The organism is Paenibacillus sp. N3/727 (assembly GCF_022637315.1).
Classification (GTDB): Bacteria; Bacillota; Bacilli; order Paenibacillales; family Paenibacillaceae; genus Paenibacillus_AQ; species Paenibacillus_AQ uliginis.
The window spans coordinates 4,516,062-4,541,622 of the sequence record NZ_CP093336.1; the positions used below are offsets into that span (position 1 = coordinate 4,516,062).

Consider the following 25,561-nt stretch of genomic DNA (forward strand, 5'->3'; position numbering starts at 1 on the left):
TTAAGAGGACTTCCATTTCATAAAAACTTTCCGTTCGAGCAGATCGATCAGTGCGATAAGCAGCACAGATACGAGTGTTACCAATACAACAATGGCGAAGGCCTGCGCCGTATTATATAGAGACGTAGCCTTGACCAAAATATTACCAAGACCGTCTTTTGATGCCAGCATTTCACCGAACAGCGCCCCGACAAGACCGGCTGCAGCCGAAATTCGCAGGCCGGCGAATATCGTCGGTGCGGCAGAAGGCAAAATCACCTTCATAATGGTCTGATAACGGCTGGCTTCAAACACCTGGGCAACTTTCATATGCTGATCCGCCGTTTGTTTAATCCCCGTGATCGTATTCATCGCAATCGTAAAGAAACAGAATAAAAAGACAATCGAAATTTTGTGAATCACTCCAATGCCGAGCCAGAGCGCCAGCAGAGGAACAATCGTTACTTTTGGAATCGCCATCAGCGCGGATAAATATGGACGGAAGAATTTTTCAGCCCAAGGCACAAGTACCAAAAACATGCCAACAGCTATTCCCGTAATAACGGAGACACTGTAACCGACCACAAATTCACCCAGTGTAACATAAATATGTTTATAAATTTCACGATCTTGAAACAGCTCTACCATTGCTTTACTTACCTGAGTTGGTGCCGGCAGATAGAGGCTGCTTACCACTTCCGTTCTAACCAGTAATTCACAGAGGGCAAGAAGGATTAATAAGAGTACAAGCTGACCAACAAGAATTCCCCGGTATTTCCCTGATGTCTGTGTACCCATATGTTCACCCCTTTAGTTGAAGCTCAAAGCGATTGCCCGGTCGCCCCAAACCAAGATGATCCCGGAATGTGCTCCCTTCATATTCTGTGCGGAATATATCTCTACGTTGAAGCTCTGGCACGACCAGTTCCAGGAACAGATCCAATCCGCCAGGCATGTACGGAGGGCATACATTGAAGCCATCTGCAGCCTCGTCAACGAACCATTCTTCGATCAGATCGGCTATACGCTCGGGACTTCCTACAACAAGTAAATGTCCTCTCACGGTCACCGTAAAGAAGTAGAATAAATCCCGTAACGTAATATCCTCGCGTCCATTTGCCTTTTTTGCCAGCTCAGCCCAATGGAGTGCAACTTCTGAAGAAGATAAATCCGGCAGGGGAGCATTCAGATCAATACCGGTCAGATCGATCCCCAATTTATCGGATAAAGGCTTAAGATCATAGTCCGTGACAACCAGACTGTTCAACTCATTGTATTTGGCCCTGGCTTCTTCATCTGTTCTGCCAACAATCGGTACGAGACCAGGCAGTACTTTCAGATCCGAGTCCGCTCTGCCAAACTCACGCAGCTTGCTCTTCACTTCCTTATAAAAAGCCTGTGCAACCTCCTTAACGTTCGTACCAGTGAACACCATATCAGAGTATTTGGCCGCCAATAATTGGCTGCGCGGTGATGTACCTGCTGTAATTAACGGGAGCTGTCCTTGAATCGGACGAGCTACATTGAGCGGACCTGCTACAGAGAAATGCTCGCCACTGTGATTCAACTCGTGCACCTTGCTGCCATCCGCAAAAACACCGGATTCTTTGTCTCGTGGTAAGGCATCATCCTCCCACGTATCCCACAACCCGCTTATCACATCAATGAACTCTTCGGCATAGTCATACCGTTTGGCATTGTCCCAGTGCTTCTCGCGGCTGAAGTTTTGGGCGGCTCTAGTATCCGATCCTGTTACTACGTTCCATGAAGCTCTTCCTCCACTCAAATGATCTAAAGAAGCCGTCATGCGAGCGATATTATAGGGCTCGGCATAAGTCGTGTTCACCGTGCCGATCAAACCGATTTTCTCCGTTACAGCCGCCAAATAGGACAGCATCGTAAACGGCTCCAGACGGTTCATTTGGGACGGGAATAAAAACTGCATGTCTGCACTCGTTGCCAGACGATCTCCAAGGAAGAAGAAGTCAAATTTGGCCTGCTCCAGTTTTTGCGCAATTTCCTTCAAAAAATGTGGATCGTATGCACCGTCTGTGCGCCCTTCTGGAAGTCTCCACCCGGCGGGATGATAGCCCGTTCCAAACAAAAATAATCCCAGATGCAATTGACGTTGTTGCTGTTGTGAACTCATTCTAGTCACCTTCCTGTATGTAATAGTTGTATGAAAAAATATTGGGATGAACAGAAGTTACTCTGACGTGCTATTCAAGCGTCTCAATGGAAAGGCGATCAATCTCGGCTAATTCTTCCGAGTCTAGCCGCTCATCTGAGTAACGAAGCGTCTCCTGTAGTTGCTCAGGTTTCGAAGCACCCACGATAGCAGATGTAATGCCAGGACGACTCAACACCCAATTCACAGCATACTGAGGAAGGCTCCAACCACGCTTCTCCGCTAAGGGACGGATGATATCAACCATCTTTAACGCATGTTTTTGATTTAGCAGTGCTTGTAATCGCTGCTCTCCTGCCGCCAAACGCGATTCCGAAGGCGGGGCTTCACCGAATCGATATTTTCCTGACAAAATTCCTCTTCCAAGCGGACTGTACACAATAACCCCCACCTGCTCAGATTGTGCAAAAGGGATCAGTTCCTGTTCTATTCCTCTGGTAATCAGACTGTACTCTGGCTGCACACTCTCAAAGCGGCGCAAATGAAAGAGTGCGCTTATTCCATGCGCCTTGGCAAGCTGCCACGCGGCATAGTTAGAACAACCGATATAACGGATCTTCCCCTCTTTGACGAGATCATCCAGCGCCTGAAGCGTTTCTTCTAGTGGCGTCTGGGGGTCGAAACGGTGTACCTGGTACAGATCGATATAATCCGTCCGAAGACGCTTAAGACTGCTTTCCAGCGCACGGTAAATATGATACCGGCTCTGTCCCTGATCGTTCACTCCCGGCCCCATCACATTATGCAGCTTGGTTGCCAGCAAAATATCATGACGTCTGTTTTTTAATACGTTGCCTAGTATCTTCTCCGACTCCCCGAGCTGAGATAGGCTGCCATTATCCATGCCCCTACCATATACATCAGCTGTATCCACCAGATTGATACCCATGCCCAGCGCCTGATCCAGCACCCTGGCCGAAGCCTGTTCGTTAATCCAACGGCCAAATGCCATCGTTCCAAGACTTACTTCGGAGACTTTCAGTCCTGTTCTTCCAAGTGTTCTGTATTGCATCTTGTTGACGCCTCCTAAAAAAAGACAGCCGGAAATACATCTCAATCGAGAAGATGCATCTCCGGCTGTCCGGTAGAATGGGTTTATTTGTCTTTAACTTATAATTCCGATAAGTTAAGTGGAGTATAGCATTGACACTTTTTGTCGTCAACCATTTTTTAAAAGAAAGGAGGCAGAGGCTTGCCCCCACCTGATATAAAATTTGAGAGTTTAAGGTTTCAATTAACCTCCACAATACCCTCAGCTTCATATGGATAATCAATCTGCTTCTTCACCTGTACTACTCCATCTTCCCCTCCAAATAACTTGATCAGGTATAACCCCAAGTCGATGGACGTTGCTACTCCGCCGGCTGTAATGATATTGCCATCTCTGACAATTCTGGATTGAATAACTTCCTTGCAATATGGTTCAAGCAGATCATAGGCACCTGGATGTGTTGTTGCAGCTTTGTCTTTCAAAAATCCGGCGGCACCCCATAACAGCGAACCTGTACATACGGACACCTTATATTTGCACGGCTCGGCTGATCGCAACCATTCGATAAACTCCTGATCATACCGTAACTTTCTCGTCCCTATTCCCCCAGGAATGAACACCATATCATACTCAGACAAATCCGGCTTAATTTTATTCACTTTTATGGTCAACCCTAACTCATCCGTAACTTCTTCCGTTAGTCCACAAATATCCCACGTCGTTCCCTTGGTTTGTTCAAAAAGATTTAACCGATAAATGACATCATAAAAACCAATAAAGTCTAAAAACGTAATATCGTTAAAAAGAATAAACCCAATTTTCATCGTATTTCCTCCTTTAGAATGCTGTTTTCTATTTGTTTGGCAAGTGAAACCTTTGAACTTCTAATGGCCCTGGTTTAAAGCCTAAATTATAATACACAGACTCGGCAGAGTTCCCTTGCATCACATATAATCTCAGTATTGGAAAATGAGGTTTTAACATGGTTAGCGCTTTTTTCAACATATTCGTAGCTAATCCCCTACCTCGATATTCTTGAAGAACACCTATATTATATATAGCTGGAAAATAACCTTCCCACGAAACTAAGCAGGCTCCTATAAGACGATTACTTTGCCGATCATATACTAACGTAGAAGCTGCTAAAGTTAATTCATTGGTTTGATAAGCGTAGGAGCCAATCATGTCCTTATAACAATCCGCTGATTCCTGCTTTCGTCTAATGGCATCAATGCTGCCCATATTACATTCGTAGAAAAAACGCTCTATATCAGGACTGTTTATTAGCTTTCTTGTATCATCATTCTCAGCTGCAAGCTGCGGTTCGATAGCTATCATATCTTCATCCCAATTCAATGCATACAATTCTGTTGGGCGCTGCATCCACTTACATCTAAATTCATCAGGCCAAAACCCTGCCCGCGAAAAGAAATCCACGTGATCCTGCAAAATTTCATAAACAATAATAGGTTTCGAAGGATCTGACCATCTAAGCAATGCTTTTTTCAGTAAAGTAACAACTTGAAACTCTTCATGAAACGGAGGAATAAAAAACAATAAATATAAGACATTTGGCGCAATAACGACTCCACCTATCCTCTGTTCACCTTTATAAATCCAGAACGGGTCTCTTTGGAGATGAAAATCATACACGTTTTCCTTAAAAAAACCGTTATATTCAGAGTTGTAATAAACCGAGCTATAAATGCCCCATTCATCCTTATCTGCTTTGATCAAGGAAAATTCTTCGGATAACTGATATACCTGCTGGTCGCTGGACCATTGAATGATTTGATACATAATGTTCTCCTTTGTTTCACCTTTTCTAGCCAAGCTCTATTAATTCATCTATTGAATGCGGGTACAGTGGTTTGATTAGCTCTAATATAGCTTTCGCATAATCCTGTATTTCTTTCTGCGCATCATGTTCAAGCCTTTGATTCAGAAAATGGCATACGGACTGAAGTGAGGCGGTCCAATACCACCTAACATACATTCCATAGGCAGGCAGAAACAACCGGGCTTGTTCTGCACATACCCCGTTGTTTAATGCAGCTTCATACTTTTGAATTCCTGAATCTATGTATTCTATCAATTCGGATGTAAGTTTCATTCCAACCGTTTCATCTAGAATTTCTCCACTGCCTTGTTTAGAATTTTCCGGTTTGCTTCTCCATTCTCCTGATGCTGGAATATAAAATGTAGGTTCCTCCGTAATATATCTCCGACTTGATTCATTCCAAGCCTCAAAACTATCACCGGTACCTTCAAAATGAGCCGAGCCAATCACATATTTCCACCACTGTCTCGCTACCATTAATGGAGCATATATTTCAAATTGTACAAGCACATGCCTGAATGGCGACGTATGGCCTTCTCTAGCCAGAAACTTTATGAGTTTAATGTCTTTGTCGCTAAGTTCAGATGATTCCTTCGCATAAGAAACTCGTGCAGCGTTTACAACAGTCAAATCCGATCCCATATGATTCACAAGCCGTACATATCCCTTATCCAATACATTTAGAAATGACAATAGTATCTACCCCTTATGTTGTAATTGAATTTTCTTGAAGCACAGTATCTGCATACTCCTTTATTGCTCGGGCCACTTCTTCAGGTTATTTTCTACATCATCAATAGTACTAAAAAAACTCAGTATAATCTCTTCTCGTAAGATTCCTTTAACGACTTCCGGACATCCTCTTCTCTTGCTCCAGTATGGGCTGCCAAGATTTCTGAAGGCTTAGGTAATGTACTTCGATCTGGCCAGCTTTCGTGATCCCATAGCTTTGATCTTTTAAAAGACTTAGCACAGTGTATGTAGCATTCCTCGACCGTTACACCGATTCCGACCGAGGGTATTTTTCCGTTTGCCATCATGGATTCCAAAATACTTATATCTTTAGTAACACATGCCTTCCCATTGACCCTTAATGTTTCTTCAATCTGTGGAATCACAAATACAATTCCGATGTGAGGATTACTTAGAATGTTTAATATAGAATCCATGCGGCGGTTTCCGGGACGTTCAGGAATAACCAGATGCTTACTGTCAATCATATGAACAAATCCGGCGGCGTCACCACGCGGAGAAACGTCGCAAGCCCCTGAAACATCTGAGGTGGATATAAAAATGATTGGCGATTGCCGAATAAAGTTCATCGCATGACTGTCAATGTGATCGATCGATTTTTTCACGACCAGTGGACTTGGGTAACCTAACATTTCCCGAAGTTCTTCCTCACTCGTTATTCGCTCACTCTCATGAAAGAGTTGATGCATATTCGTTATCCTCCTCTATAATTTTTTATCCCGTTTATACATTTAAATCATAATGGAAAAATCCCTCGTCCTTCACATATCCATTTCTCTCATATAGCTTCTGTGCTATAACGTTATCTGCTGCTGTAGAAAGAGATAGACCCTTCGATTTCGTTTCTTGGGCATAGCTTTTGGCTGCATCTAACAATAATTGCGCTACTCCTTGCTTGCGGTAATCCTCATGTACATACAGATCATTCAGAATCCAAGATCTCTGCATGGATATGGACGAGAATGAAGGATACAGCTGCGTAAATGCGGCATACTGATCTGATGATCTCTCGATGATCGTAAATATGACGGACTCCCGCTGTTCAAATCGTTCACTCAGATATGCCTTGGCACCCTCCAGATCAGAATCCTGCTTGTAAAATGTTCGATAATGATTAAATAAGACAGCTATCCCGTCTAAATCTTCAATCGTAGCTTCTCTGACAATGAACAACTCACTCATCTTTCTCGCCCCTTTTTATAGGTATAATATAACATTTCCCCATGATGCATTCTCTGGGATATTATTATCATTTATGTGTAGTTGCCCTCTATTCGTGCCTTGTAAGCCTGTGATCCTGTCATATTGATTTCCTACAAAATCCTTTAATGACCTGTCTCGATCAAGCAAGGTACCGTCCAGATCAAAGATAATTCCTTTAATCATATGCTAACCTCCTTTTCCGCTTCACCGACCGGCTTACCTAGTTCCGTTTATTTCTGTAAAGTATAGTAGTAGAGGCCGTCTCTTAGTTCATCTTCTCTTGTAAAATTCATTTTAGTCAATAGTTTCTGTGATCGGATATTGTCTTGTTCAACAGTGGCTTCGATGATATCAAGCTGCATGTCATCAAATCCAAGTTTCAGAATTTCAACAAGGGCTTCCTGCATGAAACCCTGCCCCCAATATGAACTAGACAGATCAAATCCGATTTCAGCTCTCGAAGGAACTTCTTTCACCCAACAATGATATCCGCAAGTTCCTGCTAACTCACCACTCGACTTGATAAACAATCCATATCTACAACCCGAATCATCCATGTGAAATTGGATAATCTCCTCGGCTTCTTCAAGCTTTTCACAAGGGTCTATATCCATAAATCGAGTGACCTCTGGATCGGAAAAATGTCTAAAGACCGAATCTGCGTCCCTCAAACTTAGCTCTCTTAGTAAAAGTCTACTTGTTGTAATCTCTTTAAAATGATTCATATTCTGAACTCTATCCTCCCAACTGTATACAACAAGACCCGACCAGCATAGATACTACTTGAGGTCGGATCTTGTTCGCTCCTGTAACCCTTTATTACATGTCACGGAGCATCGCCCTGATCCGGAAAAAATCATTCTATCGTCTACTGCCCGACCCTATCGCGGTAGATCCTTGGAGAGACACCGGTAATTCGTTTGAACACTCGAGAGAAATAAAATGTGTCTTTATACCCGAGAGCTTCGCCAATCTCTTTGACCGTCAGTTCTGTGTTGAGCAAAATATTTTTCGCTTCCGCTGCTTTAAGCCGGTGCAGAAATTCATTGAGCGGATAACCGGTATACTCATGAACAATTCTGCGGAGTGTGGAAACGGAAATATGATGTCTCGAAGCCATATCTGCGGGTTCCTGCTTCATATATAATGACTGCGAAATATCGTCGATCACTTTTACCACGAAGCTTTCCCGGTTGTTCAACTCGCTGCGGTCCGATTGGGATACAAGATCATAGAGGAAGGCCTCCAAAATTAATGCAGCGCGGTCCATATTGCTTGGAACTCCACTATCAATCAGCATAAACATCATTTCCATCCGATGGATGAGTGAATCGTCAAATGTAGCCTTTTTGATCATTTCCGGATTAGGAAGCCAGTGCTCCAGCCACTCGATAACTCTGTAACCGTCCACGGTAAAATAATATTCATCCCAGTGCCCATCGGTATATGGTCCATAATCAAACGATGCGCCGGGGAACAGACAAAACCAGCTTCCTGCCTCTACCTTCTGTATTTCTCCACCATTCACCTGGTAATAACCACTCCCGCCTGTGATCATAACAAACGCCCAGTTGTGGAATTTGGCATCCTTTCTCTGTAAGGTTCTGCCTGGCAAATGACCCGCATTTATAACCGTCAGCGACTTGATCTTCTGCTTACTGGGATCGATCATTGGATTAAAGACTCGAATGGGATGAGAACTGATCATATAATCCATGTATTTTGTCATCCTGCACATTCTCCCTTTAAAACAACTATGTTAAATTGTACTTACTTGAATAAATATAACATATCTGCGTTGTAAATATCGCATTATATAGCAGTTCTACGGCGTAGATAACGAGAGGATGTAAGCGTAAACATGAGTAAAGTGAAAATTGGTGTAATTGGCTGCGGCTCGATCTCTGAATGTCATTTCCAAGCTTATCAAAATAATCCTAATGTGCAGGTGGTTGCTGTCTGTGATTTAAAAGAGGACAGAGCCCGCGAAAAGGCTGAAAAATATAACGCTTCCCACGTATATACCGATTATCATGAGCTGCTGGCGAACACCGAAATCGATGCGGTCAGTGTTTGTACTTGGAACAATACTCACGCCGAGATCAGTATTGCTGCACTTCGTGCAGGCAAGAACGTTCTGTGTGAGAAGCCGCTGTGCAAAACAGTAGATGAAGCTCTTCAAGTTGAGCAAGCTGTACGTGAAACAGGCAAATTCCTTCAGGTTGGTTATGTGCGCCGTCATGCGTCCAACATTTCTGTACTGAAGAAGTTCATTGATGCAGGCGATCTCGGGGAGATTTATTTTGCCAAAGCCAGCTTGATCCGTCGTCTCGGCAATCCGGGTGGATGGTTCGCAGATAAAGAACGTTCCGGTGGAGGACCGCTGATTGATATCGGCGTGCACGTCATTGACCTTTGCTGGTATCTGATGGGCAGACCTAAAGTGAAATCCGTAAGCGGGAATACATACAACAAGCTTGGAAACCGCTCTAATATTGAACATTTTGACTTCTATCAAGCTGCAGATTATGATGCATCTTTCAATACGGTTGAAGATATGGCGAATGCACTCATTCGTTTTGAGAATGGAGCATCCATTATGGTTGACGTCAGCTTCTCTCTTCATGCCAAAAAAGAATCAAGTCAAATTAACATTTATGGTGACAAAGGTGGCGCTGAAATTGAGCCAGCGTTGTCTATCGTTACAGAACGTCATAACACGATCATTAATATTGATCCTCAGATCACTACACCAGGCTTTGACTTCCAAGGAGCCTTCGACAACGAAATCAATCACTTTATCGACAGCTGTCTTGGAATTATCGAAACCAACAGCCCTGCAGAAGACGGTGTGGAAATGATAAAAATCCTGAACGCGGTTTATAAGTCCGCCGCAGAAGGTATCGAGATCCACTTCTAGTCGACTTTTGATCACGAAGTAACTCGAGGAGCTCATCGACATCGAATTTTGCGTTCACCCTCGAAGTCCGGTGCTCATGTAGGTTCATCCTACACTCCGCTCCTCCTTCTTCGGGTTCTCATAAACTTCTCGGTGCTGAAAAGCCGACCACTTTTGATCACGAAGTAATTCACACTATCTTTTATACTTAGGAGGCTAAAGCCGCTATGAATTTGAATAACAAAATTGGTGTTATTGTAGATAGCTTCGGAGTAGGCGTTATGGAAGGCCTAAAAAAAGCAAAAGAAGTTGGAGCCGATGGCGTTCAAATCTACGCCGTATCCGGCGAGATGGATCCTGCAACCCTTTCGCCAACCAAACGCAAAGAACTTCGCAGCTACATTGACGGACTAGGACTAGAGATTTCTGCTCTTTGCGGTGACTTGGCCGGACATGGCTTCCAGGATGCTGAAGCTAACCCTGAGAAAGTGGAAAAATCCAAGCGCATCCTTGATCTGGCTGTAGAACTTGGCAGTTCCGTCGTGACCACTCATATCGGTATCGTTCCTGACGATAGAAACGGCCGTATTTATGACGCCATGCAGCGGGCTTGTGACGAACTTGGCATATATGCAAAGAGCATGAATGCCTACTTCGCCATTGAGACTGGACCAGAACCGGCTGCGCATTTGAAGAGCTTCCTGGATACGCTGAGCACGAACGGCGTCTCAGTCAACTTTGACCCCGCCAACATGGTTATGGTTACAGGCGACGACCCTGTAGAAGGCGTTAAGCTGTTGAAAGATTATCTGGTTCACACCCATGTCAAGGACGGAAATCGTATTCGCCCGGTTGATCCTAGAGACGTATACGGTTTTCTCGGATACGGAGCGATGGATCACGAGAAGATTGCCGAGATGGCAGCCTCCGGTGCCGCATTTGAAGAAGTACCGCTGGGTGAGGGAAAAGTGGATTTTCCAGCCTATTTTGCAGCACTTCAAGAAATCGGGTATGGCGGCTACTTAACCATCGAAAGAGAAGTCGGCAGCAATCCGGAGCATGATATCCGTAAAGCCGTTGAGTTCATCAAATCTTATCGAGGCTAAATGAAGTTAACATCTGAAGGGAGCAAACAGCATGAAGTTAGGGATTAGTTCTTATAGTTTATTTCAAGCGATGCATGCGGAAAAAATGAGCATCGCGGAAGTGATTGAGTGGACAGCCGAGATTGGTGCCCAGCATATTGAAATCGTGCCAAAACTCGGTTTCGACTTTGATGTGAATCCCGAACTCGAAGAACAAATCGTAGAGAAGGCCAAATCTGTAGGCATTGATATTTCCAATTACGCGATTGGGGCGAACTTCATTACAGAAACGGAAGAGCAGTATGAAGCGGAAATTGCCCGTGTTATAAGCGAAGTAGATCGTGTTAACCGCCTTGGCGCTAAGCTGATGCGTCATGATGTAGCTTCCCGCCCGGATACATCCATTGCTAACTTTAACAAGGATTTGGAAAAGATCGCACTCGCTTGCCGCCGAATTGCCGATCATGCGAAGCAGTATGACATTACAACCAGCGTAGAAAATCATGGCTACTATGTTCAAGCCAGCGACCGTGTACAATCTCTGATTCACGCGGTAGATCGGCCTAACTTCAAGACGACACTGGATGTCGGCAACTTCGTATGTGTAGACGAAAATCCAGTAGCCGCCGTGAAAAACAACTTGAAATACGCTTCGATGGTTCACATTAAGGATTTCTATATCCGTCCATCGTACCGTAACCCAGGTGAAGGCTGGTTCACCAGCGCAAGCGGTGACTACCTTCGTGGGGCTATTGCAGGACAGGGTGACCTCGATATGTATGAAATATTGCGCATCGTGAAGCAGTCTGGATACGACGGCTACATGTCGATTGAATATGAAGGTATGGAAGAGTGCACCCGAGGTACCAAGATTGCTTTCGACAATGTAAACCGCATTTGGAACGAAGTGTAATACACTCAATCATCCATAAATGATACTAACAATCCCCTCGAGGCTGACAACTTCAAGGTCACATCTGCTCAGATGTCCTTGTAGTTGTTAACCGAAAAGGGGATTTTTATTTCATCGAGATTCTTCCATGGCACTTGCAAGCGTGATGAGCTTGTTAATTGTTTTCCAGTTGCGAACCGTCGCCGGGACATTTAACTTATGAAGATTGTTTGCAAGTTTGGAATTGCGTACGCTATGGCCGAATAACAGAAATACCTCTCGCCCATTTATCCGGAACTGTTCGTTATCGCTTTGATAAACCCTCAGCCTTTCTATCCCTTCCGATGATGGTTCTTCCTGCAGCAATGAGACGTATAAGCACTCTCCCACAGACGAAGCTTCCGCTGCAGTAACTTCTTCTTCGGAAAATGGGTTATTCGCGGCAATCTTTTTCAATTCCTCAGAAGTTCTTATAATAACGTTTACTGAAAATCCAAACACGGCTTCAATCTCATTCTCCATGATCTTTCGTAATGTGCTCTCCTCTTCTTTTGATTCGAAAAGAACATTTCCGCTTTGAATATACGTCTGAACTCGATTCAGACCCAAAGCTTCACACATTTTTTTCAATTCAGCCATCTTGATCATATTCTTACCGCCTACGTTAATCCCTCGTAATAACGCGATATAGATCGCCACACCTCTCACTCCCTTAAACCGCATTCATTCTTCTATGATTATACATCTGATAATCACTAGATTGTAAGACCAGAAGCTATACAACAAGAAGCCCTTCCGATTTCGGAAAGGCTTTATTACTTGATATAAGATTTACGATAAAAGTCGATTTAAAGCGTCCTCATTTATATTTTCGGTGATTACGGATTGAATTTTTCCGTCAGCCAGATAGACGATAGAAGGAACAGAATCTACACCTAACTTGGCAGCAAGCCCAGGCGACTTATATACATCGATTTTCGTAACCCGTACTTCTGACGAATGAGTTTGTTCAAATTTTTCGATAACGGGTAATAATTCACGGCACGCGGCATCCGTAGCGTTCCATAAATAAACAACCGAAGGATGGCCATGATTCTGAATCTGGTTCTCGTAAATTTCACATTCAGAAATATACTTTTCTGCACCATATCCTGCAATCGCACCATCACCAACCGCAGTAGCCACTTGCTTAAGAAACTTATCACATACATCTCCTGCCGCAAAGACACCAGGTATGTTCGTTTCCATTTTTTCATTAACAAGAACATATCCGTTCCGGTTCATGTCCACGACGCCGGTTAGTACTTCCGTATTCGGTGTGTATCCGATAAACAGGAAGCAGGAATCAACCTTGACGGGTTGCCGTTCATTGGTTTTTAAGTTTTTAAGTACAACGGTATCCAGATGACCTTCCCCTTCAAAAGAATCCACCACCGTATTCCAGATGAATTCCATTTTAGGATTTTCCAGCGCCTCGGTTTTTGCGATTTCATTACAATCCATTTTGCCATGATCATGCATGACAGACACAATTACTTTATCCGCGAACTTGGTCAGGAACATCCCTTCTTCAATCGCTGCATCCCCGCTTCCAATAACCATAACGGTTTTACCCGTATTGGCTGCCGCATCACATGTTGCACAGAAGGAAATCCCTTTATCATATAAAAATTGATCCTCATTCGTTGCACCAGTAACCCTTGGTTTACCGCCCGAGGCAATGATAATCGCCTTGCACTCATAATTCGTCCGGAAGGTTTCAACTGTTTTTTTATCCTCGGTTACACTTACCGCTTTGACATCGGTCATTTTAAAGTCCACGCCGAATTTTTTGGCCTGCTTATGAAACAGTCCCATGAGCTCCGTACCTGTCGTTCCTTCTGGAAATCCAGGATAATTTTCTATTTCATTGGTATACGTGGCGAGTCCGCCTACCAGAGATTTTTCTAATAGAAGTGTCTTCAGTCTTGCACGTCCACAGTAAATACCAGCAGTTAAACCTGCTGCTCCTCCGCCGATGATGACAACATCGTAATGCTCCGTTTTCTTATTCATTTCCTTCCCCCCTCTTGTACAACAGGCTGACTTGCGTCAGCCCTGAATCTTGATTCATTCTCGGTTCTACATAAAAAACTTAGCTAACAATTTGCTGCCTATAAATGCACCTACAAACAGGAACAGTCCAAAGATCCAGCCTGAAAGGGATAAAGAAGCGATCGCTGTAAACAGTGCACCAATATTACATCCATTAGCCAATCTGGCGCCGTATCCCATGAGCAAGCCACCAAGAACAGCAGCCGCAACCTGTTTTTTCGACTTAATCTTTTTCAACTTGAACTCGGATGCAAACAGTGTTGCTAGTAATGCTCCCACGATAATACCCAGATTTCGAATTGATCCGCCATCATTCAGAAACCCGGAGGATAGCGTTTCTTGGGATTTTTCCGAGCTAAAGTAGGACCAGTTGTCAACATTTCCGCCAACAAGCTGATATAACCATGCTCCCCAATCCGCAAATGTACCCGTAACTCCCCATCCTTTAGAGAAAACGGCCAGATGAGCAGTAGCAAACACAGCGAGAAGTACAGCTCCGGTAACATAAGTTAACGGCTCTTTCAGCAGCTTTTTGTAAAAGCGGTTAGAGGATATTTTTAACCAGAATTCATTCACCGCTTCACTCACCGTCCTTTCTCCCCGGAATTCTATTTCGCCTTCTCAATAACAACTTCCCATTCGCCATCATCAATCTCTTCGATCTCAACATTATGTCCTTGTTTTCTTGCCCACTCTGGAACATTCTTCATCGCACAGCTATGGTCTATGGATACAATGAGAACGTCGCCTACATTTAGTTCAGCCATTTTCTTCTCTGTTCTCATCAACGGAACCGGACAAGCTTCTCCCATACAATCAAGTGTAAATTCAGCCATCTTGATAACCACCTTTAATAATTATTTTTTTGTTCATTTTGATTGTGAATATATTCACTTATAAGACTAAACTTATTCGGCGCTGCCCATCTTTTTCTCCTGCCATTTTACTGCCGCGATATATAGCAGAAGAATAATTAGAAACTGGACAATTAACGCACCAAGCCATCCGAACACATCGGGCAAAAATACAGCCGGCGAGTCCTTAATGACGTGTGCCCGCCACCAGCCCATATCATGCGCTCCCCAAAGCGAGCCAATGACAAAAAACAAAAGTGACAGCATCTGCATCGTAAACCCTTCCCCTACACGCATCAAGGTTCCTGACGCACAGCCTCCAGCAATAACCATACCTATACCAAACAATACAGCCCCAATGACCAAGGCAAAGCTGATCTGACCGACATTCCCCATGCCCGGAATCGGATTTCCATCCATGAACGCTGAGTACTTAATCGCTGTAAATCCAATCGTAGCAAGAGAGAATGCGATTAATACAGCTCTTGTAACGGAAGTGCTGCCTGTAATACATGGGTCCCTCATAGAAGCGGTAAAGCAGAAACGGGATCTTTGTAAAATAACTCCAAACGAAATACCGAAGAGCAAGTAGATACCCATTTTGTCGTTGTACTGGTTTAAGAAGAAAGCTAATACAATGACGAGGACCGTTACCGACAAAGCAATTGGCAATTGACTTTTCTTAGGCTTTCTCGGTGTTCTGGTTCGGGTTGACTTCGTTTCGGGACGATCGATTTGTCCCATGGTTACACCCCCAACATTTGTATTCATTTGACTATGTGAAAATAGTAACATACTTATTAAGGACGTAGTTATATGCTTTATTTATGCTGTATAAGTTTTGCTAATGGCACTTTAAAATGTTCAATTTCGAGCATCAGGAGGAATGGATTTATGAATTTGGAATCGCTTAAAATATTTCTGGATATTGCTGTATTAAAGAGCATATCAAAAGCTGCCCAGAAATCTCACCTCACCCAATCCGCACTTAGCCAGCAATTGAAATCTTGGGAGAATACACTCGGAACGGAGCTTCTTCACAGGAGCAATAAAGGGGCGAGCCTTACGGATGCGGGAATCATTGCTGAAAAATACGCTGCCCAAATCTGCAAATTGTATGATGATATGATTACAGAGATCAATCATTTGAAACCGAGCCAACATTGTTTGTCTATTTATGCCATTCCGGAAGTATGCAATTATGCCCTTCCTTGCACTTTGTATGAAGTAAAGAAACAGTTTCCGCAATGTCATATCTCTCTGAATGAAGGCTCCTCTTCCATGATCGAAGAGCGTATTCTGCTGGAAGATGGCGATATCGGGTTTATTTCTGGACCTTCATCCAATCCGGAACTAAGTTCCTATAAGGTGTTCGCGGATAAGGTCATGCTTGTAACAAGCCGTTCGACCCTTTGTCCCGATGAGATTACTTTAAACGAGCTTCCCCGTTATCCGCTGATCTGGTCGGCTCAGCTCTGCTATGTTCATAAGGCCATAAATAGCGCTCTTGAAAGGGAATTAAACTTAAATATACTTTATAATCTGGACTCTATTGAAGCGGTTAAACTCGCAGCTGTCAAAAGCCATGGAGCCGCTTTTCTTCCGTACATATCCATAAAAAAGGAGCTGTATAGTAAACAGCTCAAGATCATAAATATTGATCAATTTCAAATATGTAATGAGGTCTATATGATAAAAAAACAGAATCAGCGTGGCGATAACGACACGAAGCAACTACTCCGATATATAGAAAAAACACTGATTGATACATTGTGTTGAATCGCAATCACACTTGGATGGTGATCTCCCATACTCCGTTGATCACTTCATCAATGGAGCAGTTCATATTGGCGCTACGACAATAATCAGCAATTGTTGTTTTCGCACAGCTATGATCCGTGACTAACATGACCTTTTCGCCGCTCTGGATCGCATCTCGATGTTTTTTTAACATCATAACAGGGACGGGACAGATTTCACCCAGACAATCAATTTCAATCATATGTCCCCCTCCTGCTGTTTCACGGTAACGACTTCCAGCACTCTCTTCTTATGATCTTGTTCTGCAGACATAGTCGATCCTCCCGCAATGTTAGACCTCATTTATTCATTGGTCCTCATACTATATCCTTAACCATAAGCAAGTGTATATCGATTAACTCATATCCCAGTGATTTATATAATCGGATTGCCGCTTGGTTGCTTCCCACTACACCTAGAGTTGCTTCGTTTTTTTGTTTCTCATCTCTTAAAAATCTCATGGTTTCAATAATGGTTGCCCTCGCCACACCTTTCCTTCTCCAATCGGGATGTGTAAAAATCTGTTCCGTTGCACTTCTGTCCGAGGAAATTCCCCACGTCATACAGCTGCTGATTGGTTTCCCATGATGAAATGCTGTAATGGTATCCCATTCCGACCCAGCCATAAACCAGTTTAGTCTAGCCTTACTCCACGACTCTCCAGAACTATCCTCCTCAGCCTGCAAATACAGCTCTTTCTCAGCTTCTGTCCCCATCGCCCAACGTTTGATTTCAATCTCATGGTTTAGACTGTATTCTGGCATTGGCAGAGTCAAATCACGCTTCATTATGAAGTAATTTAAAGAATGGTAGAACCCTTTGGAAAATAGAAAATCAATAGACTCCAAATCAGTATGTTCACAGGCATGGCTGATCTGGATTTTTTTATGTGGGTACGATTTCTTAATCTGTGTTGCTCTATCCAAAATTCGCTCAAATATCTCCTGCTCCAGCTGTTCGTACCCATGGGAATCTGTCTCCAATATAAAACGGTGAACGTAGTTCGAATCCTTCCCTTCCTTGTCCAAATATTCGCATGACTCCGTCGGTTCCAAATAACCTGTTGCAACAACCCGATTATCGATTTCTGCGCAAAAAATATTTTCCGGTTTGTAATCTCCATTATATTGATAGGCCAGATTAAATAGAAAGTTAATTTCCGCAATATCCTGTGCATCTTTAGCATAATAGTTACGAATGTTTACATTCATTAAACAGGCTCCTTAACGTTTAATATGAAGCATCACTACGAATATGGATTATTCTTCCGATCACTGTTGCCCCCAGATTTCTTTTGAATATTATTCAATTGTTGAAAATCCGGTGACAGTTTATGCTTCCGATGCGAGCTTTCCTGTGGAAAGCTTTCGGGCGACCGCTGCGCTTCTCCAGAATAATTCCATCTTCTCCGTTGAAGTATCGTCGTTTCAATAGATCATTCTATGTGAACTGGAATGAATTAATTTAAACTTAATGTCACGATCATCGAACAATATATCTTTTTCTTCCTTACAACCAACTAAAACGAGTAGTAGAAAAAAAAGGTTAGAGCATACTTTTTCTTCATAGCACCCTCTCTTTAAGACAATATCTTCATTCGTGCAAAGAATCTTCACCCAGACAAACTTCGATGAATTCAAAAAGATTGCTCGCTTCAACAGATCGCTTTCCCCAGTCGTGCCAATGATATAATACTTGTCCTGTTACACCAGTTTCGGATGGATCTGTGTCAAGACAGAGATAATCGCCACCACCATTTTCTGCAATCGGAATCCATTTGGCATTCCACAGAAGAGGCTTAATACCGCTTTCTATATCTGCTTCCATATCCTCAGGATCAAATTCATCCTGCAGAAACTGCCAGTTATCAATAATTTGAGAAATAGGAGAGAGTGTCAGATTTCGCACGAAAGGTTCAACCCCCAGATTCCATTCCTGGCCGTTATATATTTTGTGAAAAGCCTTCATTTGCTCAGGAAGTATAACACCCAGCGTGTTCTCAAGCAGCTGGAATTCTTCATCCTTCGCACCAGGCTGCAGATTTAATGCTTCTGCAAAATTTTCATTTATGCCTATCCCTTTTTCAATAATACGCTCCCATAATAACTCAGCTTCATTAACCATAACTTATTCTCCTAGTACGTGATGACCATGAAATAGACCGCCCTTGGTAGTAACGGTCTATTTCCATGCTTAATTGTGCGAATGGCTGCTCTGTAGAGCTATTACCATCCTCAACTCCTACTACTTAAAGGTGTATCTTGCTAATTCCTCTCCCCAAGGAGCCAAGCCCATCTCTTCAAATCCTACACTCTTATACAATCTTCTTGCACCTTCATTGTCAGGATTATAACCGATCATGATTACCTCTGTTCGATTATCGGCCTCTTCTATTTGTTGTATTAACAGGTTCATTGCCGCTTTCCCATAGCCCTTTCCCTGAAACTGATCATCAATCATAAATCGATAAATCCAATAATTCTGATCATCAGGATCGATACCGAACATGAGGAAACCAATTGTCTTATTATCGAGGAAAACGGCTCTCGTCATAAATCCAGGAAGAAATTGAACCTCAGCGATGGAATAGAGATTTGAAGCCATAAACCGTTCTTGCTCTTCTCTTACACGGAGATGAATGCATTCTTCCCAATTTGAACGATCAATTTCTCTTAAACTAATCATATAGACTCCTCCTATTGAATAGAGAAATCTGTTAGCAAATTCCTCTACTCTGATTTACACAGCAACTGACCTTCACACACTCTCAACTTTTCAACATTTATTAACAGGATGGATAAGTTACTCATACCACATCACTCCTTTCAAAATTTCAATCTATAATATCAATAATTCACCATCAGCGATTCTTAGTAATTCGCCTTCTTCGTGCAATTCAAACTCCGATAACCGTTCTTCTTGATTTGTATAACGATTGCTATGTGGTAAAACGACGCCTTGAATGATCCCTAATGCATCAAAATTCGTTAAATCTATATCATTCCATTCTGGATGTAACAAGTGCACATGTCTTATTGTCTTCCCGAGCACAGCAGCTCTAGCGCTATGTCCTACGATAAGCTTGCCAATGCTATGAAGTTCAGATAATATACTATCTGTTTGAGACTTTTTAATTAGATCCAGCAAAGCGAACGGATGGCCACCAAATAAACAAATAATAGGATATTCCTTCATCGTATGCGGATCGTCAAATTCCACATCCAGAAAATCAACCTTCCAAAATCCTACTTCCTTCAGTGCCTTTTCTGTTTCTGCGATGTGGAATTTTCGATCATGCTGATCTCTTATCGCCGTTGTAATCATGCAAATTTCCTTTGGTATGTTTTGTTTATTAATATGTTCAATAAATCCTTGAAGAACTTCAGGAACGTAGAACCCTTTTGATGTTAAAAATACCGACATCCAAAGCCCCTCCTCATTCCTTAGTTATTGGCAAACTTTAGGCCTTTCACCTCTAGAGCATCACGAAGCTGTTCGACTGCTTTAGGTCCTATACCATGCAGCCCCTTTAGCTCGGTCACACTGAGCTCAGATACCTGTTCTAATTTCGAAATTCCTGCATTGGTGAGTGCTCGCTGGGCCGGCTTAGATAATCTGGTCGGGAGATCACTTTCCTGTTTATACGCGTTGTCCTTTTTCAACTTCATTCCCTCCACATCACTAAACATTTTTTCAGACCGTTCCTATCGTTTTCTTTAAGAAATATCTTTTATGGTTCTTAGGGTTATTGTCCAATACATCGAAGATTTCATATCCATGTTTCAAATAAAAATCCAATGCCTGAAAATCAAAGGTTTCTAAATAAATTACTCTTCATCTATATCACCTTTTTCATTATTGTGTTGAATTTTGCTATCTGTAAGATTCTGTACAAAGAACTTTCTCAAAACATCTCCCGCTCTCCACCTGCTAAGCTTCCGAAAATCAGTATTGTCCGTAATCTGGTCAATGCCACCAATCAGACGATTCTCTGCTAACCAGCGAATATCCGGTCTCACATATTAATAACGAAACCCGGCATTTGTTTGTTTCTTTTTTCGGCCGGGTTTCGTTTAATCTTATTTTCATCAAAAACTACAGACGCCCATATAATGTCCGTTGAATTCAAAAAAATTGAAAAATTTAAGATTTCCCTCGTCTACAATTGGTTCTACCTTTAATCCCTTATCCGTTAGCACTTGATGAGCACTTTCGATATCCTTAGTGAAGAAATTCATATAAGGATGTACTTCGCCATTCTTATAGAAACAGAGAGGGTTAAAATCCTCAGCTTCTACCAAGGTGATCATCGCATGTGCTTTATGAATTCCTTCAGATGGTATGGATACATGCAGAGCAGCATACCCGGTGTCCTCTTCCCACGCAAATTTACATCCAAACACTTCGACATACCATGTTATTGATTCTTGTAAATTGGAAACGGGTATGAAATTACAATCAATTCGTTGAAAGATGTTATTCATTTTAATTGCTCCTTTTCCTTTAAATTCTCAGCCTGAACATCACTACGAACGCGGATTATTCTTCCGATCACTGTTGCCCCCAGATTTCTTTTATGTATTTATAAAATTGTTGAAATCCAGGGACAAAGACGAACGCTGCGCTTCTCCAGAATAATTCCGCTTTCTCCGTTGAAGTACTTCTATTACTTTAGTTCTTTGTGTTTCTCTAATATATTGGTTATCCCATCTGTCCACTTGCCTTCCTGATCTGCGATCATAGCGATCCCCCCCAGATGTCTGGCTGTATCCAAGTTTTTCTCTTGATCATCTACATAAATGATTAACTCACTTTTGATCCGGGAATTAACAAGGTTATAGATCGAGATATCGGGTTTGCAAAAACCGACCTCACTAGAGATCGTTATCGTTTGTATGTATGGTTCAACCGGTTTTAGAAGATCGACTAGCCATTCATGACGGTGATTGCTCAGCAGATGAATATCTGCGACCTGACTCCAATGTTCGAGATGTTTTATGGCAGGCAAAACCTTCAAATGTTTATCCATTAATTGCCTTGCATATTGAGTTTCAATTGTCGGACAATGCAAGGTAAGCCATTCCCAAAATTGCTGCTCGCTCGTTCTCCCCGTCCATAATGCATCCCGAACCTCTTGCTTAAATAATTCTTTTATTTTGTTATACGAAATGTCGGCAATCTGAGCAATCTCTTCCCAATACGAAGGAGAAAGATTAGTTACGATAACTCCTGCTATATCGAGCACAAGCTGTGGTTTAATCATTTTTCGAGTTGGCCAGATATAATTCCTGCTCTTCTAATGACCTCAATCCGTTCTTCTCTACCTTCGATTTTCTTAATCATATCTATCGCTGTTTCAAAATTCATGATGACATAACCGGTCGTTTCATAACCTTTTGGCAGCTCAACAAAATTCTTAACTTTTGCTAAATAATAAAGCCTATAAGCGTCAAATTCTTTCCAATACCAGCTTGCAAAAAGAGTTCTTTCGTCCGATAGTTCTATCCCAGCTTCCTCCATAACTTCTCTATTCAAGCCATCAAATAATGATTCATTCTCTTCTAATCGCCCCCCCAATTGTCGTTAATACCTGTTCATATTTATCCCAGACCATCACCAGGTTTCCATTCTCAAGGATCGGGACGCAATGAACTCCACCTATTTGCTTATTTCTTGGCACCTCCGTAATAAATTCCAGCATTGAACCCACCCTTTCATCAATACTCATAATGAATGATCAGAACATAATTTCATCACTGTATTTATTAGTGGAAAACCAACGTAACACATCGTTATGATGGCTAATGATCTGTGACGCAGTCAGATCTTTTGTATCCCATGTGCTATGGGCGTCTTTTACTAGAGTAACGTTATACTCCGGACTGAATGCTCTCCTGCAAGTCGTATCTACACATACCTCTGATTGAATCCCAGTAATAATAAGTTCTTGAATGCCTTTGTTTTCAAGCTCCTGTTGCAGCGTAGTGTTATAAAAAGAATCCGGGGTCTTCTTTTCGATGACGATGTCTGTATTGATCGGTTCTACGGAAGGATGAATATACCATCCTGGTTGTCCAGTGTGAACATCACTACGAACGCGGATTATTCTTCCGATCACTGTTGCCCCCAGATTTCTTTTATGTATTTATAAAATTGTTGAAATCCAGGGACAAAGGCGACCGCTTCGCTTCTCCAGCATAATTCCGCCTTCTCCGTTGAAGTACTTCTAATTCAATTAAATCTTGGATTTTCAAGAGTAATATTTCCCCTTGATACACGGGATCAGACTCATCAAACATGCCGACTTGTACATCGATTATTTATAAGGCTTTTTTAGTTGTCATTCATATAACCTCCCGAAGCTTGTAAAGTGCTGTCTATGAATGCCTTGATCTGGGACATATGATGTTGGTTGTGCCACACAAACCTCTGGAGAGCTGTATCTAAAGTGATTTTACCTAGTACTTGAGTTCTAAACTTTCGATTATAATCTTCTGGGTTTAATCCGTTGAGTAAGATGAGAAACCGACTGTGGAGTATTTCAAGAAGTGAAATTGAGGTTTCGATGGGGACTTCTCTGTAATCGTTCAATTCTGCCCACAAGTCTTCACGATATGAATCAGATAGAGGTTCATCTTCAGTTAATGCTCTTTTGAACCGTAAGTATGCATTCATGTCGTTATCGGCTAAGTGATGTACGATTTGCTGAATTGTCCAACCGTCTGGACGATATGGAATTCGGACCTGGTCAAATTCGAGGTTCTTCAAAAGATTTCTCAGTGTTATTGTGATATCAGGGATCTGATTGATGAAGTTTTTTCGTTCTTCACTCGTAGGATTAAGTATCGGTTCAAAATGACCGAGGGGAAACCGAATTCGTTCCATACGCTTATAACACCCCTATTAAAAAGTAATGAAGGACAAGTATTTCTATGCGATGTCATTGTCTTTACGTGCTGAACCTATATAGTCCTGTATATGTTTAATGGCATCCTTTTTTTTCTTAATATAAAATCTCTTATTTGAATAGGTTTGAGTCAAGTCTGATACCTCTTTTAAGTCATATCGATGATTTCACTCCACCATCATTTTTATTAGATTGCTGAAAGTCTGTTTATAATTCCATGCTTCAATCCCGGTTCTTGATCTAATAAATCTCTTTATTATTCTATAATCTCTCACCCAGACGTTAGGAACAAGAATGAAGATGATATCCGCATATCTGAAGCTTTCCCCTGTCCATTTGGATTGCGCACCTTCCACGATCCATGACTCAGAATGTACTATTTTGAAAAATGTTGCGTTGCGTACTTCCTCCGGAAATCTAAGATCTTCCTCACTTCTATCCCAGATCATATTATCGATCTCATAGTACGGGATATTAAATTCATTAGATAATGCTCGAGCTAAACTAGATTTCCCGCTCCCACAAGGACCAACAATGCGTATTTTCAAAGAAACCGACTCCTTAGATCAATAATAAATAACAAATATCTAATCTTCCCAATAGAAAAATGCATCAAAAATTTTGTAGTGGCCCTCATCCAGGACTGTCTCAATATCAGCTGAAAAAGGCAAAGGGCTGTCCAAATATTCTTTAAAAGGGATTACATATTGATATTCATTCAATCGGTTCTGAAGATTTAAGATCATACTTCTCCACTGCTCACCTTCTGGACTTGTTTCCAAACCTTTTGGTCGCAAAAATCCATGGCTTCTCCCGTTGTTTCCAATATTCCGTGTTACCGATCCCGTACCATATACCGCAACCGGATATAATCTGCAAATATATAGATGTATTCCCTCAATGAGCAAATAATCCTTTTTCTGCTTCGTTGAAGATCCATCCTTTAACCACATGAACACATCCACATATGATGAAAAACCACTTCCATAATGGTTGTAATCTGCTTCAAATTCTACATTTTGATTATTTTTCAATCCGTTCACACATGCTTTGATATAATCATCAACTGCACTCAGGCTTAGAACTCCTATGTTATAAGGGTAAAAATCCCCCTCAGGATTACCCTGAATGACGTTCTTTAAAATGGTTTCATCTATATCCATATGTACTTCCTCCTTTAGAGAATGAATGCATCATTTCAGATGCATTTCCCCAAAGTGATGGGCCGGGTTCCCTTACTCAACTTGATTTATATCACACCAAACTTTTTCAAAGCGTAAGAGATTCCGTCTTCACTTGCCTTTTTGGTAACAAAATCAGCCTTTTGTTTGAGCTCTTGCTCAGCGTTTCCCATGGCAATCCCCAGTCCTACATATTCCAACATATCGATGTCGTTTCCGCCGTCACCAAAAGCGATAGCTTCTGACCTGGAGATGTTGAAGTGCTCTAGTACTTGCTTAATGGCATTCGATTTGGAAGCCTCTGTTTCTTCAAATATGCTCATCACGTAGCCATGCCATCGCTTAAACTTGAGTGCAGGGAATTTGACTATGAATTTTTGAGCCTCACTATCGTCTGCATATAAACACATCCCGTATACCTGTTCTGTTAGAGAACTCATTTTTTCAGGATACTCTGTAAGACTCAATGTTTCTTGTAAGGCACTCATAATTCGCTCATTATCAGAACCTATACCGTTCATGGAATACCGCTCCGTAAAATAGGAAATGCCGTGACCATTTAAGGCAGCAAAGTACGTGATTTCCCTAACCGTTTCTGTCGTCAGCACTGATTTATAAATCGTTTCATCATTACATTTTATTAGCGCGCCGTTAGCGGAAATAATAGTATCAATCCCTATCGCTATAAGCTCTTCGCAGAGATTGTAAGGTCTGCCTGTCGCAACTACCACTTTAATTCCTTTATCAATCAGTTTTTTAATTGCTTCTAGCGTGCTTAGTGGCATACTTCTATCAATCTCACTGAATAGGGTCCCATCAACATCAAAAAATACAACCTTGTACATTGTGTAACCCCCCCCCCCCAAATGTTTCTCAATAACTATAACTCGGCCCT

General features: G+C 42.1%; 33 protein-coding genes and 1 pseudogene. 4 read left to right on the forward strand and 30 right to left on the reverse strand.

Annotated elements, in window-relative coordinates; genetic code table 11:
- From MNQ98_RS20850 to MNQ98_RS20900, 11 genes and pseudogenes are all read right to left on the reverse strand, one after another.
- Window positions 1–777, reverse strand: coding sequence for an ABC transporter permease (locus MNQ98_RS20850; protein ID WP_241929957.1), 777 nt, complete (start codon window positions 775–777; stop codon window positions 1–3).
- A 4-nt stretch (window positions 778–781) separates the two neighbouring features.
- A complete protein-coding gene (locus tag MNQ98_RS20855; RefSeq protein WP_241929958.1) occupies window positions 782–2,128 on the reverse strand; it encodes an LLM class flavin-dependent oxidoreductase in 1,347 nt (448 codons plus the stop codon).
- Between the two features lie 70 nt (window positions 2,129–2,198).
- Window positions 2,199–3,179 carry an aldo/keto reductase gene (locus MNQ98_RS20860; protein ID WP_241929959.1) on the reverse strand — a complete coding sequence of 327 codons (981 nt, stop codon included), beginning with the start codon at window positions 3,177–3,179 and terminating at the stop codon, window positions 2,199–2,201.
- A 218-nt stretch (window positions 3,180–3,397) separates the two neighbouring features.
- Window positions 3,398–3,982, reverse strand: coding sequence for a DJ-1/PfpI family protein (locus MNQ98_RS20865; protein WP_241929960.1), 585 nt, complete (start codon window positions 3,980–3,982; stop codon window positions 3,398–3,400).
- Between the two features lie 28 nt (window positions 3,983–4,010).
- Window positions 4,011–4,958: a GNAT family N-acetyltransferase gene (locus tag MNQ98_RS20870; protein WP_241929961.1), complete on the reverse strand. Its 948-nt coding sequence runs from the start codon at window positions 4,956–4,958 to the stop codon at window positions 4,011–4,013.
- 25 nt (window positions 4,959–4,983) lie between these two features.
- Complete coding sequence (gene thyX, locus MNQ98_RS20875; RefSeq protein WP_481856780.1) at window positions 4,984–5,640, reverse strand: FAD-dependent thymidylate synthase; 657 nt, start codon at window positions 5,638–5,640, stop codon at window positions 4,984–4,986.
- A gap of 170 nt (window positions 5,641–5,810) precedes the next feature.
- On the reverse strand, window positions 5,811–6,440 hold the full coding sequence (locus MNQ98_RS20880; RefSeq protein WP_241929963.1) for a pyridoxamine 5'-phosphate oxidase family protein: 630 nt from the start codon (window positions 6,438–6,440) through the stop codon (window positions 5,811–5,813).
- Window positions 6,441–6,474: 34 nt separating this feature from the next.
- Window positions 6,475–6,933 carry a GNAT family N-acetyltransferase gene (locus MNQ98_RS20885; protein WP_241929964.1) on the reverse strand — a complete coding sequence of 153 codons (459 nt, stop codon included), beginning with the start codon at window positions 6,931–6,933 and terminating at the stop codon, window positions 6,475–6,477.
- Window positions 6,934–7,044: 111 nt separating this feature from the next.
- Window positions 7,045–7,137 (reverse strand): annotated as a pseudogene (locus tag MNQ98_RS20890) (HAD family hydrolase); the annotation flags it as partial.
- 47 nt (window positions 7,138–7,184) lie between these two features.
- On the reverse strand, window positions 7,185–7,679 hold the full coding sequence (locus tag MNQ98_RS20895) for a GNAT family N-acetyltransferase (RefSeq protein WP_241929965.1): 495 nt from the start codon (window positions 7,677–7,679) through the stop codon (window positions 7,185–7,187).
- A gap of 143 nt (window positions 7,680–7,822) precedes the next feature.
- On the reverse strand, window positions 7,823–8,683 hold the full coding sequence (locus MNQ98_RS20900; protein WP_241929966.1) for a helix-turn-helix transcriptional regulator: 861 nt from the start codon (window positions 8,681–8,683) through the stop codon (window positions 7,823–7,825).
- 132 nt (window positions 8,684–8,815) lie between these two features.
- On the opposite strand from MNQ98_RS20900, the gene MNQ98_RS20905 reads away from it, so the two are divergent.
- The 3 genes from MNQ98_RS20905 (at window position 8,816) to MNQ98_RS20915 (ending at window position 11,851) form a co-directional block, all read left to right on the forward strand.
- A complete protein-coding gene (locus tag MNQ98_RS20905) occupies window positions 8,816–9,874 on the forward strand; it encodes a Gfo/Idh/MocA family protein (RefSeq protein WP_241929967.1) in 1,059 nt (352 codons plus the stop codon).
- Window positions 9,875–10,080: 206 nt separating this feature from the next.
- Window positions 10,081–10,959, forward strand: a complete 879-nt coding sequence (locus MNQ98_RS20910; RefSeq protein ID WP_241929968.1) for a sugar phosphate isomerase/epimerase family protein — start codon at window positions 10,081–10,083, stop codon at window positions 10,957–10,959.
- Between the two features lie 31 nt (window positions 10,960–10,990).
- The gene (locus tag MNQ98_RS20915) at window positions 10,991–11,851 is read left to right on the forward strand and encodes a sugar phosphate isomerase/epimerase family protein (protein ID WP_241929969.1); all 861 of its coding nucleotides are present in this window, start codon (window positions 10,991–10,993) and stop codon (window positions 11,849–11,851) included.
- A 111-nt stretch (window positions 11,852–11,962) separates the two neighbouring features.
- On the opposite strand, the gene MNQ98_RS20920 is transcribed toward MNQ98_RS20915, so the two are convergent.
- The 5 genes from MNQ98_RS20920 to MNQ98_RS20940 all read right to left on the reverse strand — a co-directional run bounded on the left by MNQ98_RS20920 (window position 11,963) and on the right by MNQ98_RS20940 (window position 15,522).
- A complete protein-coding gene (locus MNQ98_RS20920; protein ID WP_241929970.1) occupies window positions 11,963–12,529 on the reverse strand; it encodes a DUF1697 domain-containing protein in 567 nt (188 codons plus the stop codon).
- A 132-nt stretch (window positions 12,530–12,661) separates the two neighbouring features.
- Window positions 12,662–13,885, reverse strand: coding sequence for an FAD-dependent oxidoreductase (locus tag MNQ98_RS20925; protein WP_241929971.1), 1,224 nt, complete (start codon window positions 13,883–13,885; stop codon window positions 12,662–12,664).
- 66 nt (window positions 13,886–13,951) lie between these two features.
- Complete coding sequence (locus tag MNQ98_RS20930) at window positions 13,952–14,512, reverse strand: YeeE/YedE thiosulfate transporter family protein (protein WP_241929972.1); 561 nt, start codon at window positions 14,510–14,512, stop codon at window positions 13,952–13,954.
- Window positions 14,513–14,532: 20 nt separating this feature from the next.
- Entirely contained in the window at window positions 14,533–14,760 is a 228-nt protein-coding gene (locus tag MNQ98_RS20935; RefSeq protein ID WP_208918612.1) for a sulfurtransferase TusA family protein, read from the reverse strand.
- Window positions 14,761–14,832: 72 nt separating this feature from the next.
- Window positions 14,833–15,522 carry a YeeE/YedE thiosulfate transporter family protein gene (locus MNQ98_RS20940; protein ID WP_241929973.1) on the reverse strand — a complete coding sequence of 230 codons (690 nt, stop codon included), beginning with the start codon at window positions 15,520–15,522 and terminating at the stop codon, window positions 14,833–14,835.
- Window positions 15,523–15,672: 150 nt separating this feature from the next.
- Between MNQ98_RS20940 and MNQ98_RS20945 the strand changes: the two genes are divergently transcribed.
- Complete coding sequence (locus tag MNQ98_RS20945; RefSeq protein ID WP_241929974.1) at window positions 15,673–16,557, forward strand: LysR family transcriptional regulator; 885 nt, start codon at window positions 15,673–15,675, stop codon at window positions 16,555–16,557.
- A 7-nt stretch (window positions 16,558–16,564) separates the two neighbouring features.
- On the opposite strand, the gene MNQ98_RS20950 is transcribed toward MNQ98_RS20945, so the two are convergent.
- The 14 genes from MNQ98_RS20950 to MNQ98_RS21015 form a co-directional block, all read right to left on the reverse strand.
- Entirely contained in the window at window positions 16,565–16,780 is a 216-nt protein-coding gene (locus tag MNQ98_RS20950) for a sulfurtransferase TusA family protein (RefSeq protein ID WP_241929975.1), read from the reverse strand.
- A gap of 115 nt (window positions 16,781–16,895) precedes the next feature.
- Window positions 16,896–17,789 (reverse strand): GNAT family N-acetyltransferase, encoded by an 894-nt coding sequence (locus tag MNQ98_RS20955; protein WP_241929976.1) that lies wholly within the window; start codon window positions 17,787–17,789, stop codon window positions 16,896–16,898.
- A 382-nt stretch (window positions 17,790–18,171) separates the two neighbouring features.
- Window positions 18,172–18,702: an SMI1/KNR4 family protein gene (locus MNQ98_RS20960; RefSeq protein WP_241929977.1), complete on the reverse strand. Its 531-nt coding sequence runs from the start codon at window positions 18,700–18,702 to the stop codon at window positions 18,172–18,174.
- A gap of 120 nt (window positions 18,703–18,822) precedes the next feature.
- A complete protein-coding gene (locus tag MNQ98_RS20965) occupies window positions 18,823–19,263 on the reverse strand; it encodes a GNAT family N-acetyltransferase (protein WP_241929978.1) in 441 nt (146 codons plus the stop codon).
- A gap of 153 nt (window positions 19,264–19,416) precedes the next feature.
- Window positions 19,417–20,001 carry a Type 1 glutamine amidotransferase-like domain-containing protein gene (locus MNQ98_RS20970; protein ID WP_241929979.1) on the reverse strand — a complete coding sequence of 195 codons (585 nt, stop codon included), beginning with the start codon at window positions 19,999–20,001 and terminating at the stop codon, window positions 19,417–19,419.
- 20 nt (window positions 20,002–20,021) lie between these two features.
- A complete protein-coding gene (locus tag MNQ98_RS20975; RefSeq protein ID WP_241929980.1) occupies window positions 20,022–20,240 on the reverse strand; it encodes a helix-hairpin-helix domain-containing protein in 219 nt (72 codons plus the stop codon).
- Between the two features lie 426 nt (window positions 20,241–20,666).
- Window positions 20,667–21,062 carry a VOC family protein gene (locus MNQ98_RS20980; protein ID WP_241929981.1) on the reverse strand — a complete coding sequence of 132 codons (396 nt, stop codon included), beginning with the start codon at window positions 21,060–21,062 and terminating at the stop codon, window positions 20,667–20,669.
- 182 nt (window positions 21,063–21,244) lie between these two features.
- Window positions 21,245–21,841, reverse strand: a complete 597-nt coding sequence (locus MNQ98_RS20985; protein WP_241929982.1) for an HAD family hydrolase — start codon at window positions 21,839–21,841, stop codon at window positions 21,245–21,247.
- Window positions 21,838–22,155, reverse strand: coding sequence for an NUDIX hydrolase (locus MNQ98_RS20990; RefSeq protein WP_241929983.1), 318 nt, complete (start codon window positions 22,153–22,155; stop codon window positions 21,838–21,840). Before MNQ98_RS20990 ends, MNQ98_RS20985 begins: the two co-directional genes overlap by 4 nt.
- Window positions 22,156–22,315: 160 nt before the next feature.
- Window positions 22,316–22,696: an isochorismatase family protein gene (locus tag MNQ98_RS20995; RefSeq protein ID WP_241929984.1), complete on the reverse strand. Its 381-nt coding sequence runs from the start codon at window positions 22,694–22,696 to the stop codon at window positions 22,316–22,318.
- Between the two features lie 215 nt (window positions 22,697–22,911).
- Entirely contained in the window at window positions 22,912–23,463 is a 552-nt protein-coding gene (locus tag MNQ98_RS21000; protein WP_241929985.1) for a YfiT family bacillithiol transferase, read from the reverse strand.
- Window positions 23,464–23,652: 189 nt separating this feature from the next.
- Window positions 23,653–24,033 (reverse strand): AAA family ATPase, encoded by a 381-nt coding sequence (locus MNQ98_RS21005; protein ID WP_241929986.1) that lies wholly within the window; start codon window positions 24,031–24,033, stop codon window positions 23,653–23,655.
- A 39-nt stretch (window positions 24,034–24,072) separates the two neighbouring features.
- Complete coding sequence (locus tag MNQ98_RS21010; protein WP_241929987.1) at window positions 24,073–24,648, reverse strand: hypothetical protein; 576 nt, start codon at window positions 24,646–24,648, stop codon at window positions 24,073–24,075.
- Window positions 24,649–24,734: 86 nt separating this feature from the next.
- Window positions 24,735–25,511 (reverse strand): Cof-type HAD-IIB family hydrolase, encoded by a 777-nt coding sequence (locus MNQ98_RS21015; protein WP_241929988.1) that lies wholly within the window; start codon window positions 25,509–25,511, stop codon window positions 24,735–24,737.
- Between the last annotated feature and the right edge of the window lie 50 nt (window positions 25,512–25,561).